11 protein-coding genes are annotated in these 16,261 nt (G+C 34.6%); 10 read left to right on the top strand and 1 reads right to left on the bottom strand.

The window, feature by feature from the left end:
• The first annotated feature begins 25 nt into the window (after positions 1 to 25).
• From ACEN2I_RS17570 to ACEN2I_RS17535, 8 genes are all read left to right on the top strand, one after another.
• Positions 26 to 1,057, top strand: coding sequence for a LacI family DNA-binding transcriptional regulator (locus tag ACEN2I_RS17570; protein ID WP_441767407.1), 1,032 nt, complete (start codon positions 26 to 28; stop codon positions 1,055 to 1,057).
• Between the two features lie 179 nt (positions 1,058 to 1,236).
• Positions 1,237 to 2,592, top strand: a complete 1,356-nt coding sequence (locus tag ACEN2I_RS17565) for an MFS transporter (RefSeq protein ID WP_441767406.1) — start codon at positions 1,237 to 1,239, stop codon at positions 2,590 to 2,592.
• Positions 2,593 to 2,606: 14 nt separating this feature from the next.
• Positions 2,607 to 3,260, top strand: a complete 654-nt coding sequence (gene pgmB, locus ACEN2I_RS17560; protein ID WP_441767416.1) for a beta-phosphoglucomutase — start codon at positions 2,607 to 2,609, stop codon at positions 3,258 to 3,260.
• Between the two features lie 239 nt (positions 3,261 to 3,499).
• Positions 3,500 to 5,800: a glycoside hydrolase family 65 protein gene (locus tag ACEN2I_RS17555; RefSeq protein WP_441767405.1), complete on the top strand. Its 2,301-nt coding sequence runs from the start codon at positions 3,500 to 3,502 to the stop codon at positions 5,798 to 5,800.
• A gap of 110 nt (positions 5,801 to 5,910) precedes the next feature.
• Positions 5,911 to 8,025 carry a glycoside hydrolase family 97 protein gene (locus ACEN2I_RS17550; protein ID WP_441767404.1) on the top strand — a complete coding sequence of 705 codons (2,115 nt, stop codon included), beginning with the start codon at positions 5,911 to 5,913 and terminating at the stop codon, positions 8,023 to 8,025.
• A 334-nt stretch (positions 8,026 to 8,359) separates the two neighbouring features.
• The gene (locus ACEN2I_RS17545; RefSeq protein WP_441767403.1) at positions 8,360 to 10,213 is read left to right on the top strand and encodes a glycoside hydrolase family 13 protein; all 1,854 of its coding nucleotides are present in this window, start codon (positions 8,360 to 8,362) and stop codon (positions 10,211 to 10,213) included.
• A gap of 97 nt (positions 10,214 to 10,310) precedes the next feature.
• Positions 10,311 to 10,997, top strand: coding sequence for a glycerophosphodiester phosphodiesterase (locus tag ACEN2I_RS17540; RefSeq protein ID WP_441767402.1), 687 nt, complete (start codon positions 10,311 to 10,313; stop codon positions 10,995 to 10,997).
• Positions 10,994 to 12,202 (top strand): NAD(P)/FAD-dependent oxidoreductase, encoded by a 1,209-nt coding sequence (locus ACEN2I_RS17535; RefSeq protein ID WP_441767401.1) that lies wholly within the window; start codon positions 10,994 to 10,996, stop codon positions 12,200 to 12,202. Before ACEN2I_RS17540 ends, ACEN2I_RS17535 begins: the two co-directional genes overlap by 4 nt.
• 80 nt (positions 12,203 to 12,282) lie before the next feature.
• Here the strand turns inward: ACEN2I_RS17535 and ACEN2I_RS17530 are convergent, their stop codons facing one another.
• Positions 12,283 to 14,205: a M13 family metallopeptidase gene (locus ACEN2I_RS17530; RefSeq protein ID WP_441767400.1), complete on the bottom strand. Its 1,923-nt coding sequence runs from the start codon at positions 14,203 to 14,205 to the stop codon at positions 12,283 to 12,285.
• A gap of 403 nt (positions 14,206 to 14,608) precedes the next feature.
• On the opposite strand from ACEN2I_RS17530, the gene ACEN2I_RS17525 reads away from it, so the two are divergent.
• Together ACEN2I_RS17525 and ACEN2I_RS17520 are read left to right on the top strand one after the other, a co-directional pair.
• Positions 14,609 to 15,256, top strand: a complete 648-nt coding sequence (locus tag ACEN2I_RS17525) for an HAD family hydrolase (protein ID WP_441767399.1) — start codon at positions 14,609 to 14,611, stop codon at positions 15,254 to 15,256.
• Between the two features lie 130 nt (positions 15,257 to 15,386).
• The gene (locus ACEN2I_RS17520) at positions 15,387 to 16,106 is read left to right on the top strand and encodes a hypothetical protein (protein ID WP_441767398.1); all 720 of its coding nucleotides are present in this window, start codon (positions 15,387 to 15,389) and stop codon (positions 16,104 to 16,106) included.
• Positions 16,107 to 16,261: the final 155 nt, after the last annotated feature.

Genomic DNA, 16,261 nt, shown 5'->3' with positions numbered 1-16,261 from the left:
ATAACATTTTTTCTAAATTATCATCATGAAGCGAAAAGTAACCCTAAAACAGATTGCAAAAGAGCTGGATGTGTCTATTTCAACGGTCTCAAAATCATTGCGAAACAGCTCTGAAATTGGCGAAGAAACCAGATTAAAAGTGCAGGCATTCGCTAAATTTTACAACTACAAACCCAATAATATTGCACTTAGTCTAAAAAATCGAAAGACCAAAAGTATTGGTATTATCATTCCGGAAATTGTACATTATTTTTTCTCTACTGTAATTGACGGAATTGAACAGGTTGCCAATGAAAACGGTTATAGTGTTGTGATCTGTTTATCTGGGGACTCTTTTGACAAAGAAGTGCTGAATATGGAAATGTTAGCCAATGGAAGCATTGATGGGTTTATCATGTCCCTTTCTAAGGAAACCCAATTCAAAGGTGATTTTCATCATATTACCGAAGTTATCAATCAGGGAATGCCAGTAGTAATGTTTGACCGTGTAACCAATGATATTTTGTGTGATAAAGTAATTATTGACGATAAGGCTGCTGCTTATGAAGCTGTTCAGAGTTTAATTGATAATGGCCGAAAAAAAATCGCACTCGTAACAACAGTAGATTATGTAAGTGTTGGAAAACTACGAACAGACGGTTACGAAAAAGCCTTGTTAGATAACGGACTGCCTTTTAATGAAGATTTGATCATCAAAATTGAAGATGTAGATACGTGTGAAATTACAATTAGTGAATTACTGCATGACAGAGCTTTTGACGCCGTTTTTGCAGTAAATGAACTTTTTGCGGTAACTATTATCAAAACAGCAAACAAAATGGGACTTAAAGTTCCCGAAGATCTCGCAGTAATTGCTTTTACTGACGGTATTATCTCCAAATATTCTACACCAACCATTACAACAGTGAGTCAGAGCGGAAAAAAAATGGGCAATAAAGCAGCTAAAATGCTGATCGAAAGACTCGAAGCCGAACACGATGATGACGAAGAAGAAAACGAAAACTACACTACAGAAGTGATTGAAACACATCTCATAAAAAGAGAATCTACGGACTAATTTTCTTAAAATCAACCTATTCTGAAGCCGTAAATGATTTTTATGGCTTTTTTTTTAGCATATATCTAAAAATAAATATTACTTTTACGCCCGTCAAAGCTTTTACTTTTACTTCGAAAAAAACAGTAAGTTTTGATAAGCAAAGCGCTTATCGTCTAATTAATTTTTTAATTACGATAATGGAAAAGCGTAAATTAAGTTTCTGGGAAATTTGGAACATGAGTTTCGGTTTCTTGGGAATACAGATGGGATTTGCACTTCAGAATGCAAATGCCAGCAGAATTCTTCAAATTTTTGGTGCGGACATACATGAACTTTCATGGTTTTGGATTATTGCTCCCCTCATGGGATTAATAGTGCAGCCTGTTATTGGCCATTACAGTGATAAAACATGGGGACGATTCGGTAGAAGGAAACCCTTTTTTCTGGTTGGTGCAATCCTGGCTTCGGTAGGATTAATTTTAATGCCACAAGCCAATATTTTCATTTCAGTTTTACCCGCTTTATGGGTCGGAGCCGGAATGTTAATGATCATGGATGCCTCTTTCAACATTGCTATGGAACCATTTCGTGCTTTGGTTGGGGATAATTTAAGAACAGATCAGCGTACCGCAGGCTTCAGTATCCAGACTTCTTTAATTGGTTTTGGAGCTGTAATTGGTTCTGCCTTGCCTTACGTTTTAACAAATTGGTTTCATATTTCAAATAGTGCTGCTCCCGGAAGTGTCCCATTAAACCTGACTTTATCATTTATTATTGGAGCTGCAGTTTTAATTGGATCAATTCTGGTAACATTATTTACAACCAAAGAATATTCACCTGAAGAATTGACTAATTTTCAAGATCCTCAAAGTGAAGTCGATGTTCCATCTGAAGAAAAATCAAAACTTACCGATATTTTTACCGATTTTGCTAAAATGCCAACCACTATGCGTCAGTTGAGCTGGGTTCAATTTTTTTCATGGTTCGGATTATTTGGAATGTGGGTTTTTACAACCCCTGCCATCGCTCATCATATTTACGGGTTGCCTTTAAATGATACTTCAAGTCAGCAATATCAGGATGCGGGTGACTGGGTCGGAATTTTATTTGGTGTTTATAATTTAGTTTCTGCCATAATTGCATTATTCTTTCTGCCTTACATCGCAAAGAAAATCGGTAGAAAATCAACCCATTCCTTATCGTTGATTATCGGAGGAATTGGTTTAATTTCTATTTATTTTATGCCTGATGAAAATTGGGTCGTACTGCCAATGATTTTAATTGGAGTTGCCTGGGCCAGCATTTTAGCAATGCCATACGCCATTCTTGCAGGTTCAATTGCTCCTAAAAAAATGGGCGTTTATATGGGGATTTTCAACTTTTTTGTAGTTATCCCACAAATTGTAAACGCACTTATTGGAGGACCAATTGTAAAATACCTTTACAATGGCGATGCAATTTATGCCTTAATTACCAGCGGAGTCAGTTTTTTAATTGCTGCTGTTTTGGTCTACAAAGTAAAAGATGTAGACGACACTATTCAAAAATCATAAATAAGAATGTCCTTATAATGAAAAAAGCATTCATCTTCGACCTTGACGGAGTCATCGTTGATACAGCCAAATATCACTTTTTGGCCTGGCAGAAAATCGCACAGGCGCTAAACATAAATTTTACACACGAACACAACGAATTACTTAAAGGAGTAAGCCGCATACGTTCATTAGACATAATTCTTGAATTGGGAAATCTTCAGGCTTCGCAGGAAGACAAAGATAAATGGCTGATTCAAAAAAATGAAGATTACTTATCTTATTTAGTTGACATGGATGAAAGTGAGATTCTTCCCGGAGTTTTTAAAATTCTACAGCTATTAAAAGAAAAAAATCAGGGAATTGCGTTGGGTTCGGCGAGTAAAAATGCAAGACCAATTCTTGAAAAAACAGGAATTCTTTCGTATTTCGATGTTATTGTTGACGGAAATGATGTTACCAATGCCAAACCGGATCCAGAAGTTTTCTTAAAAGCGGCTCAATTAGTACATATTGATCCCAAAAATGCAATCGTATTTGAAGATTCTGTTGCCGGAATTCAGGCCGCAAACATAGCAGAAATGGTAAGTGTGGGAATTGGTGAGGAAACAATTTTACATGAAGCTGATTATATTTTTAAAGATTTTAACCAAATAAACACAGCGTTTATTGAGAAATTAATTGGTTAGTCCAGAATGTGGCAATGTGTCTATTTGATAATTAGAAAATGATATATTACCGCGTTTCAATAAATCAATTAGATAGTTTAAAAATATATAAAGTAACTAATTAAGAAAAGTAATAGTAAAAAAACAACGAGCAATTGACGGTAGGATCAAATTAGAAAGAGTCAAAAATAAGTAATTATCTCATTTTCTCATTGACATATTATCTAATTACCTAATTGCCACATTATCTAATTTAAGAAATGAATCAGGATTATATAAAACCAGACAACTGGTCGATCATAGAAGAAGGATTTGATGCAGAAAGCGTCAAATCTTCCGAAAGCCTTTTTAGCCTTGGAAATGGGGCTATGGGACAGCGTGCCAATTTTGAAGAAACCTACTCCGGAGAAACTTTTCAGGGGAGTTATATTGCCGGAATTTATTATCCGGACAAAACTAAAGTAGGGTGGTGGAAAAACGGCTATCCAAAATATTTTGCCAAAGTATTAAACGCTCCAAACTGGATAGGAATTGACATTGAAATCAACGAAGAAAATCTTGATTTAAATACTTGTGCCGAAGTCAGGAATTTTCGCAGAGAGTTAAATATGAAAGAAGGCTGGTATAACCGCTCTTTTGAGGTTACGCTGAAAAACGGAACTGAAATTGCCGTAAACGTACGCCGTTTTCTTTCTTTAGATTTGGATGAAATTGGAATCATCAAATATGATATTACTCCTTTAAACAAAGATGCAAAAATTGTTTACAAGCCGTATATTGACGCAGGTGTTACCAATGAAGATGCCAATTGGGATGAAAAATTCTGGAAACCATTAGAAGTAAAAAAATCAAGCAGTGAGGCTTTTCTAACGGCACAAACGTATAAAACGCATTTTAAAGTAACAACTTTTATGCACAATACGATTTTAGCCAACGGTGAAAACGTAAATATTTCGCCTTCTGCCATTGACTCGACTATTGACAAAGTACAATTTACATACGGAACCATTATCGCAAAAGGGCAAACCTCATCGATTCAGAAAATTGGAGGTTATACTGTTTCTTTAAACCATGAAAACACTTTAGCTGCTGCCGAAAAAGTAATCAAATCTGCCTTGGCGTTAGGATATGACACTTTGCTTCAAAATCAGATTGAAGCCTGGAGTAAGATCTGGGAAATGTCAGATATTACGATTGACGGCGATGTAAAAGCACAACAAGGAATTCGTTTCAATATTTTCCAGTTAAACCAAACCTACTCCGGAAAAGACTCACGTTTGAACATTGGTCCAAAAGGTTTTACAGGCGAAAAATACGGAGGATCAACTTATTGGGATACCGAGGCATATTGTATTCCGTTTTACATGGCGACCAAAGATCAACAGGTAGCCCGTAATTTATTAACGTATCGTTACAACCAATTGGATAAAGCAATTGAAAATGCGAAAGACAATTTAGGTTTCAAAAATGGTGCGGCATTGTATCCAATGGTAACCATGAATGGAGAAGAATGCCACAACGAATGGGAAATCACGCACGAAGAAATTCACAGAAACGGAGCGATTGCTTTTGCTATTTTCAACTACTATCGCTACACAGGCGATTACTCTTATATTCCTGAAAAAGGTTTGGAAGTTTTAATTGGGATTGCGCGTTTCTGGCACCAGAGAGCTTCTTTTTCTAAAGACAAAAATCAATATGTGATTTTGGGCGTTACAGGTCCAAACGAATACGAGAATAATATAAACAATAATTTCTATACCAATTATATCGCAAAATGGTGTATTGATTATGCGGCAGAACAAATTGAAAAAATTAAAGTAGAATATGATTCCGATTTCTGCAGAATTATTGAAAAAACAGATCTATCTGATGCAGAAATAAAAGAATGGAAAAAAGTTGCAGATAATATGTATTTCCCAACCTCTAAGGAGTTAGGGATCTATTTGCAGCAAGACGGTTTTTTAGACAAAGATTTAGTTCAGGTTAAAGATTTAGACAAATCACAAAGGCCAATTAATCAAAAATGGTCGTGGGATCGCGTTTTGCGTTCACCTTATATTAAACAAGCCGATGTATTGCAGGGCTTTTATTTCTTTGAAGATCATTTTTCAAAAGAAGAATTACAGCGCAATTTCGAATTTTATGAGTCGTTTACCGTTCATGAAAGCTCGCTTTCGCCTTGTGTACACTCGATTCAGGCTGCCAAATTAGATAAGATGGATATGGCCTATACATTTTATTTAAGAACTTCTCGTTTAGATTTAGATGATTACAATAAAGAAGTCGAAGAAGGCTGTCACATCACTTCGATGGCGGGAACCTGGATGAGTATCGTAGAAGGTTTTGGCGGAATGCGGGTTAAAAATGATCAGCTTCATTTTTCTCCAAAAATTCCAAAAGAATGGGACGGATATTCATTTAAAATCAATTTCAGAAATCAAATTTTAAAGGTTTCTGTTAATCATAATGAAACTACTTTTACGGTAGACAGCGATCAGGATTTATCGATTATAGTAAATGGGAAACCTATTATGGCCACAAAATTGGCAACAGCATAAAATTATTAAACACAAATACAGATTTGACAATCTTGTAATTTCTCCCAAAAGGCCGAAATAACAAAAATGTGATTTTTGACATCTGTGTTCCACTTTTAAAAACTAGTACAATGAAAAAATTATTTTTTGCAAGCTTGATTCTTTTTGCTTTTAGCACCTTAGCACAAGCACAACAATTAAAATCACCTGAAGGTAAATTCGTAATGGAATTTGCGCTTCAAAATGACGGAACGCCAACGTACAGCTTAAAATATAAAAACAAAGACGTTATCAAAACCAGCAAACTAGGTTTGGAACTTAAAAATGATAAAAAGTCTTTATTGAATGATTTTACTGTTGCTGATACAAAGACTTCTACTTTTGATGAAACATGGAAACCGGTTTGGGGAGAAGTATCTCAAATTCGCAATCATTATAACGAACTGGCGGTGACTTTGAACCAAAAAAGTACCGACAGACAAATTGTAATCCGTTTTCGTCTTTTTGACGACGGTTTAGGATTTCGCTATGAATTTCCACAACAAAAAAACCTGGTTTACTTCGTTATTAAAGAAGAAAGAACACAGTTTGCAATGGCTGGAGATCACACTGCTTTTTGGATTCCGGGAGATTATGACACACAAGAATATGATTACACACAATCAAAATTATCCGAAATCAGAGGTTTGTCTGAGAAAGCATACACAGAAAATGTTTCTCAAAAATCTTTTTCAGATACAGGAGTTCAAACTTCGTTAATGATGAAATCGGCTGATGGGATTTATATCAATTTACACGAAGCAGCTTTGATTAATTATTCGTGTATGCATTTAAATTTAGACGATAAAAATATGATTTTCGAATCTTGGTTAACGCCAGATGCAAACGGAGATAAAGGATATATTCAAGCGCCGAGCCATTCGCCTTGGAGAACGATTATCGCTAGTGATGATGCTACAGAAATTTTAGCTTCAAAAATGACATACAATCTTAATGATCCATGCAAAATTGAAGATACTTCCTGGATTAAACCTGTAAAATACGTGGGTGTTTGGTGGGAAATGATTACGGGTAAAAGCTCTTGGGCCTATACGGATGAATTACCTGCGGTACAATTAGGAGTTACCGATTACACGAAAACAAAACCGAATGGAAAACACGGTGCAAATACAGCTCACGTAAAAGAATATATTGACTTTGCTGCTAAAAATGGTTTTGATGCTGTTTTAGTAGAAGGATGGAACGAAGGCTGGGAAGATTGGTTTGGACATTCTAAAGATTATGTTTTTGATTTTGTAACACCATACCCGGATTTTGATGTAAAAGGAATTCGTGATTATGCTAAATCAAAAGGCGTAAAAATGATTATGCACCATGAAACTTCAGCTTCTACGCGTAATTATGAGCGTCATATGGACAAAGCATATCAGTTTATGAAAGACAATGGTTACGATGCTGTAAAAAGCGGTTATGTTGGTGATATTTTGCCTCGAGGTGAAAATCATTACGACCAATGGATTGTAAACCATTACCAATATGCCATTGAAAAAGCAGCTGATTATAAAATTATGGTGAATGCGCACGAAGCGGTTCGTCCAACCGGAATTGCCAGAACATACCCTAACTTAATTGGAAACGAAGCAGCAAGAGGAACAGAATACCAGGCTTTTGGAGGTTCTAAACCCAATCACGTTACCGTTTTACCCTTTACACGTTTAATTGGCGGGCCAATGGATTACACACCTGGAATCTTTGAAATGAATATCAGTAAATTAAATCCGGAAAATAATTCACACGTCAACAGTACGATTGCCAATCAATTGGCTTTATATGTTACGATGTACAGCCCGTTGCAAATGGCAGCTGATTTAATTGAGCATTACAGCCAGTTTCCAGATGCTTTTCAGTTTATAAAAGATGTTGCGGTAGATTGGGAAAACAGTATTTATTTAGAAGCAGAACCTGGAAGTTACATCACGGTTGCCCGTAAAGCAAAAGGAACTAACAATTGGTTTATTGGAAATGTAAATGGAGAAACACCCCGCACTTCAAATATTAAATTGGATTTCTTAGAAAAAGGAAAAAAATACACAGCAACAATTTATGCCGATGCAAAAGATGCTCATTATAAAACAAATCCGCAGGCCTACACGATTCGTAAAATGACGGTTACTAGTAAATCGAAAATAGCACAATTGTCGGCTCCAGGTGGCGGATATGCGATTAGCATTATGGAGAATAAGTAATTTTCAATTTGATAAACTTAATCTTCCGGACATACTTTGTAAAAGGAAATCTGATACCTGGAAAGATAGATTTTATTTAGAAGAGATGACAATCTAATAAAAGAAACAAATTTCTTCAACATAATAAGTTATGCGTTTTTAAACAAGTGAAACGCCTGGCTTAAAGTTTTAAAATTCTATGTTTCTATGGGGTCAGAATTATACACCCAGCAAATTAATTTGATGGTTTACAATTTTTTTGATAAAATGAATTCTTCTTGTCACATCGACCGGAGTCGAAATGCTTCAAACTTCTCGACTCTGCTCGAACTGACAGAAAACAAAAAACAATATTATGAGAAACTTTTCGTACTTTACAATACTCTTGTTTAACTTATTTGGTATGGTTTCCGTTAATGCGCAAATTCAGAAAGTAGAACCGCCATTTTGGTATGCCGGAATGCACAATCCGGAACTGCAGATTATGTTTTACGGCAAAAATATCGCACAATATGAAGCTTCAGTTTCGAATAATGTGGTGATTAAAAATGTAGAAAAAACAGAAAATCCAAATTACCTTTTTGTTACGATTGACACAAAAAATGTTTCGGCATCTGAGCTCCTTTTCTCTTTTAAAGTAAAAAACAAAGTTGTTTTTACACAGAAATATGCGCTAAAAGAAAGAAGAGCCAACTCGGCAGACAGAAAAAGCTACGATGCATCGGATATGATTTACCTGATTATGCCAGATCGTTTTGCAAATGGAAATACGAAAAACGACAGCGATGCCATTTTAACAGAAAAAGGAAATCGCGCTGAACCTGGCGGTCGTCACGGAGGTGATATTGAAGGAATTATTAAAAATTTAGATTACATTTCATCTTTAGGTGCAACCACAATTTGGAGCACCCCTTTATGCGAAGATAATGACAAACAACATTCGTATCATGGTTACGGACAATCAGATGTTTACAAAATAGATGCCCGCTACGGAACGAACGAAGATTATGTTCGTTTGTCTGCAGAAATGCATAAAAAAAACATGAAATTGGTTATGGATTATGTAACCAATCACTGGGGAATTAAACATTGGATGATTCAGGATTTGCCAACAAAATCATGGATTAATCAATTTGAAAATTATACGCAAACACATCATCGTCGTGAAGTAATCACCGATATTCACGCTTCAAAATCAGATCAGGAAGTCTGCGTAGACGGATGGTTTGTACCTTCTATGCCGGATTTAAATCTACGAAATCCGTTAGTAGCAAAATACCTGACTCAAAACGCAATCTGGTGGATCGAATTTGCTAATCTTGATGGATTCAGAGTTGATACTTATAATTACTCTGACAAAACGGCAATGGCCAATTGGGCAAAAGCAATTACCAATGAATATCCAAACTTTAATATTGTGGGAGAAATCTGGATGCACAATCAGGCTAATTTAGCGTTTTGGCAAAAAGACAGTAAAATTGGCGCGATTGAAAACTACAATTCGAATTTGCCAAGTGTAATGGACTTTACTTTACACAATCAAATTGGCTCTGCATTTAATGACGACGAAGCGAATTGGGATAATGGAATGATTAAATTCTATAACAATTTTGCTTTAGACTATTTGTATCCAAACCCCAATAATATTTTGGTTTTTGCCGAAAATCATGATACAGATCGAATCAACGATAAGTACAAATACGATTTCAAAAAATACAAATTAGTAATGACTTTAATCGCTACTGTTCGCGGTATTCCACAATTGTACTACGGTTCAGAAATTGGAATGGGAGGCGACAAAGGTAAAAATGGTGATGCCGGTATTCGGCAGGATTTTCCTGGTGGATGGAAAGGTGATACCAATAATGCTTTTACCGCTGTAGGAAGAACTGAAGAACAAGCTAAATTTTTTGATTTTACGTCCAGATTATTCAACTGGAGAAAATCGAACGAAGCGGTTCATTTCGGAAAAATGACACATTATATTCCGGAAAACAACACCTATGTTTATTTCAGGTATACTGATGCTAAAACGGTAATGGTTGTTTTCAATAACAATGCTAAAGAACAGATTGTGAAAACAAATCGTTTTAAAGAAAACATTAAAAACTTCAAATCAGGGAGAGATGTTTTGACTGGAAAAACAGTTGATCTTTCTTCTGAAATTTCTTTAGAACCAAAATCAGCAATGGTTTTAGAATTGGAATAGGAACGATCTGAATTTTTAAATAAAGGCGCAAAGTAGAGAAACAATAGTTTTCTTTCTTTGCGCCTTTGTACCTTTGTGCCTCTGAACCGTATTCAAAATGAATAAATTATTAAAAATAGCACATCGAGGAGCCAAAGGATACGAACCTGAAAACACTTTGAAAGCCTTTCAAAAGGCCTTAGACATACATGCTGACGGAATAGAACTTGATGTTCACTTAAGTTCTGACGGACAAATTATTGTCATTCACGACGAATCCATCGATAAAATGACAAACGGAAAAGGTTTTGTAAATACCTTATCTTTGACCGAATTAAAGTCTGTTTTGATTGATGAAAAGTATGAAATTCCAACTTTAAGAGAAGTTTTTGATTTAATAGATAAAAGATGTTTCGTCAATGTCGAATTGAAAATTTTTGACGCTTATGCTAAAGTTTCGGCTTTAATTGAGGAGTATGTTTCGGAAAAAAATTGGAATTACAACCATTTTATTGTTTCAAGTTTTGATTGGAATGCGTTGCAGGAAGTGCATCATTTAAATCCAAATATTCCGATAGGAGTTTTGACAGAAACAGATCTTGACTTAGCTTTGGCTTTCGCTGAATTTATAAAAGCAAAGGCAATTCATCCTTATTATCATTTGCTCAATTTGGAAAATACTAAAGAAATGCAGGAAAAAGGATTTCTGGTTTTACCCTGGACAGTGAATATTGATGAAGACATTCAAAAGACAAAAAGTTATAACGTAAACGGAATCATTACTGATTTTCCAGATAAAATATGAGTCAAAATTTTGATATAATTATTGTGGGCGGAGGGGCTGCTGGTTTTTTTACAGCGATTAATATTGCAGAGAAAAATCCAAAACTGAAAATCGCTATTTTAGAAAGAGGAAAAGAAGTGCTTTCTAAAGTTCGCGTTTCCGGTGGAGGGAGATGCAACGTTACGCACGCTTGTTTTGAACCCAATGAATTAGTGAAGTTTTATCCTCGTGGCGAAAAAGAACTTCGCGGTCCATTTCATCAATTTTGTTCCGGCGACACGATTGAATGGTTCGAAAAACATGGAGTCGAATTAAAAATTGAAGACGACGGGAGAATGTTTCCGGTTTCGAATTCGTCTCAAACCATCATTGATTGTTTCTTAGAAGCAACCGGAAAATTAGGTATTAAAGTGTTGACAGGTCAAAGTGTACAATCCATTTATAAAGCCGAAAATCACTGGAAAATTGATACTCAAAGCGATAAGTTTATTTCTGAAAAATTAGTTCTCGCAACAGGAAGCAATCCTAAAATTTGGGAAATGCTGCAAAGTCAGGGACATACGATTGTAAGTCCGGTTCCTTCTCTATTTACGTTCAATATTAAAGATTCGAGAATTAAAGTACTACCGGGTGTTGCTGCAAAAGTTACCGTAAACGTAAAAGACACCAAACTCGAATCAACCGGACCTTTATTAATCACACATTGGGGAATGAGCGGACCAGCTATTTTGAAATTATCAGCTTGGGGCGCCCGAATTTTACATGATAAAAATTACCAGTTTACCATTTTTGTTAATTGGCTGAACGATATTGATACCGAAGAGGCAGAGAAAATCTTAAAAGACTTAAAACAAGAACATGCTAAAAAAGCAGTTTCAAAAAAATCACCTTTCGATTTTGCAAATCGTCTGTGGGAAAGTTTGGTTCTGGCTTCTTCAATTGAAATAGAAACCAAATGGGCAGATTTATCTAAGGTTCAGCTACAAAATTTAGCTTCACAATTGACTAAAGCAACATTTCAGGTAAATGGGAAAAGCACTTTTAAAGAAGAATTTGTTACAGCAGGCGGAATAGATTTGAAAGAAATCAATTTTAAAACCATGGAAAGCAAATTACATCAAAACCTGTATTTCGCGGGAGAAATAGTAAATATTGATGCCATTACAGGAGGTTTTAACTTTCAGAATGCCTGGACAAGCGGTTTTATTGTAGCGAATGCTTTGTAATAATTTAAAAAATAAACTTTAAAAAAGGGATACTGCTGTAGTTTGTACAGTCGTATCCCTTTTTTTTAACTATATTTCAGTTACCAGATTTTAACCCTTTTTTCAGGAGCTAAGTATAAAGAATCTGTAGGTTTTACATCAAACGCTTTATAAAACTCAGGAATATTCCTAACAACACCATTAACTCTGAATTTTGGTGGCGAATGTGGATCACTTGCTATTTGGGTTCTCAAAGAAGCTTCCCTAACTTTATTTAACCAGCTTTGAGCCCATCCAATAAATAAGCGTTGCTCTCCTGTAAAACCATCTAATACCGGCGAAGGTTTCCCGTTAAGACTTGTTTTATAGGCTTTTATAGCAATGGATAAACCACCTAAATCACCAATATTTTCACCTTGAGTAAATTCTCCGTTAACATTTAGGTCTGGAAAAACTTTGAAATCATTGTATTGTGCGACTAAAGCTTTTGTACGTACTTTGAAAGCGCTTAAATCTTTTGGTGTCCACCAGTTTCGCATCATACCATCTCCATCAAAAGTACTCCCCTGATCATCAAAGCCATGTCCTATTTCATGTCCTATTACAGCCCCAATTCCGCCATAATTAACAGCATCTTCAACAGTTGCATCAAAGAAAGGCGCTTGTAGGATGGCTGCTGGAAAAACAATTTCATTTTGAGTAGGATTGTAGTAGGCATTTACCGTCTGCGGCGTCATTCCCCATTCTGTTCTGTCAACAGGTTTTCCTAATTTATCAATTTGCCTTTTGTATTCAAATTCTGTTGCTCTTTCTATATTACCGTACAAATCTCCTTTAATAACTTTTAATGTAGAATAATCTCTCCATTTGTCAGGATATCCAACTTTTATCGTAAACTTTGAAACTTTTTCTAAAGCTTGTTTTTTAGTCTCGGGACTCATCCAGTCTAGTTTTTTAATACTCTCTTCATAGGCTTTAAGCAGGTTTTTAACCAAATTAGTTACATGCTCCTTAGATTCTGGCGAAAAATGTTTTTCAACATACACCTTGCCTACTATTTCGCCAAGGTTGTCATTAACCATTTGAACTCCTCTTCTCCATAAGGGTTTTTGTTTTTCAATGCCATACATAACTTTACCATAGAATTCAAAATTTTCGTCCTGTATAGCAGTATTAAGTGCTTGAGTGGCACCGTGAATAGCACTCCATTTTAAATAGGCTTTCCAGGTATCTAACGGTGTTGTTTTTATAATACTATTCAGTGATTTTGTGTAGTCAACCTGTGTAATGGTGATGTTTTTTTGATTTTTAATTCCAGCACTTTCCAACAGAGCATTCCAGTCAAAATCGGGCATAAGCTTGTTCAAATCTTTTATAGCATACTTGTTATACAGTTTTCCGTAATCACGCGTTAACTCTTTTTTCATATGATTTGAAGCCATTAAGGTTTCTAAAGCCATAATTTGTGAAGCAAGTTTAGTCGAATTTTCAACACCACCTAGTTCAAGCATTTTGGCAATATGAATTACATATTTCGAACGAATTTCTTTTGATTTGGCATCTTCAAGAAAATAATATTCTCTGTCAGGCAAACCAAGTCCGCCCTGCCAGGTGTAAAGCATATATTGAGTAGGATCTTTAAAGTCTTCAACAACTCCCATTTGAAACGGAATGTTATTCCCTGATTTATTAGCTTCACCAAAATATGTAGCCAGATCAGAATAATTGGCAATTGCATCTATTTTTTTGAATTCTGGAAGCAAGGGTGTGATACCTTTTTGATCTCTGGTTTTCACGTTCATAAAAGCCTCGTAAAAGTCACCTATCTTTTGTTCATCAGAACCATTGGCAAAACTTCCTTTTGAAGAATTTTCGATAATTGCTTTTACATCTTCCTGTGCTTTGTCATTTATGATCTGACCAACACCAATACCAGCTTTATCTGCTGGAATTTTATTGATTTTTGCCCAATTTCCATTAACATAGGCATCAAAGTTATCTCCTGGTTTAACTAGTGTATCCATGTTTTTTAAGATAACACCAGAAGTTAGGCTCTCTTTTTTATCGCATGATACGATCATTAATAAGAAAGCCGGCAAAAAGGAACATTTAAATAGAACTGATTTGATTTTCATATTTTTTATAGTTTTTACCGCATAAATTTAACAAAAAAAGGACAATCATTTAAAAAAATGTACAAACGAATAATCCTTCTTTAAGAACTATTAAGCAATTTTTAAAAAAAGTATGTTTTGTTTAAAGTAATCATAAAATATTTTTTCTGAAGATAAAATTGACCGTAATTGCATTCGGGTTTATTAAGTCAAGCTGTCACTACAGTTTTGAAAAACTTTGAGTTAAATAAAATAGCTTTCATGGAAAGTCGGAGAGGTTATTTGATATTGAATAATTTTTAAAAAAGATAAAATGAAATACAAAGGGATTATTTTTGATTTAGACGGAACATTGGTAAATTCATTAGAAGACATTTCAGATGCGATGAATACCGTACTTCAAACCCTTAAGTACCCTACACATGCCTATGGCGATTATCAATATTTTATTGGCAGTGGTTTGCGGAATCTAGTTAGTAAAGCATTGCCTGAATCAAATAATGGTGAAAACGAAATTGAAAATTGTTTTCAAAAAATGTTGGCTTTTTATGGTGAAAATTGTACGTTGAAAACAAAGCCTTATGAAGGCATTACAGAATTATTAGACAATTTGACTTCACAAAAAATCAAATTAGCGGTTTTTTCAAACAAAGCAGATGAACTTACTAAAAAAATAGTCTCCGAAATATTTCCAGATTATTTTGACACTGCAGTTGGTCTGAGCACAGAAGCGTTAAAAAAACCAAATCCGTTCGAAGCTTTAGAAATAAGCAAAAACTGGAGTTTAAAACCAGAAGAAATTATTTTCATTGGAGACTCCGATATTGATATGCAAACGGCAATAAACGCGAATATGTTTCCGGTTGGAGTTTCGTGGGGTTATAGAACCGATGAAGAGTTAAAAGAAAGCGGTGCAAAATTAGTAATACATAATCCTATAGATTTGTTACAACTTTTATAAAATCTTAAATGCGGTTTTATAATTTAAGTTGCAAAGACAAACCAATAAATCAAATTAACAAGAATTTACAGGTTCCGTAAGTTTTCATTAAGGCTATTCTAATAATTTTACTCTCAGCAAACTATCGTTTATGAGAGTAAAATTACTTACCACAATATCTTTTTTTACCTGTCAACTTTCCATTTCCCAAACAGAAAAACTGCTTCATGGAAAAGTTCTTTCTCAAAATTACGTACTTAAAGGTGTTGAAGTCATAAATAAAACTGCCAAAACCAGTACGAGAACAAATGATCTAGGAGAATTTTCTATTTTAGCAAAAGAGCAGGACAGTTTATTGTTTTTTTCAAAGGATTACTTATTTACCAGATTGAAGCTAACTTTGAAAGATCTAGAAAAAAGCAATCTCATTATTGAGATGACTCCAAAAGCTGAAGAATTGGAAAATGTTGTAGTTTCCAGATCTGTTTTTAATAAAACGGAACTTAAAAAAATCGCCAATAATAGAGAAGAAATAGATAAAATCAAAATTCGCAAGCAGTTTGATGATGTTACTACAAAGGTTACTGTTTATGATGGTAAAATTAAAAATGGTATAAATTTTAGCTATCCAATTTTTGATAAACCTAAGAAAAAAATTGAGAAGGATGATAGGTTTAAAAAACTTGTGATTGATTTTTGTCCTCCAGATTTTTTCCTCAAAAATTTAAAAATAAACCACGAAGAAAAAGAAATTTTCATAAATTTTTGTGATGTTGATCCAAAATCCAAAATCCTTTTAGAACATCCAAATGTTTTGGCCTTGATGGATTTTTTGTATGTTAAAAATGAAGAATTTAAGAAGTTGAAATAGCCTTGTTAAGCCTTTTCCATTTTAAGAAAATCACAATTAGAATAATCAATAATAAAATAGAAAAAATACAGACACAGATTAAGGCTAAAATTAAGTTCTGATTTTTTTTTGACAATCGGCAATTTAAAATATTGCTTTTACGTGTTAGTTCAACT

The organism is Flavobacterium sp. W22_SRS_FK3 (assembly GCF_052113665.1).
In the GTDB taxonomy this organism is placed as follows: Bacteria; Bacteroidota; Bacteroidia; order Flavobacteriales; family Flavobacteriaceae; genus Flavobacterium.
The sequence above is the reverse complement of the archived record's forward strand: the minus strand, read 5'-3'. Positions and strand labels throughout refer to the sequence as shown.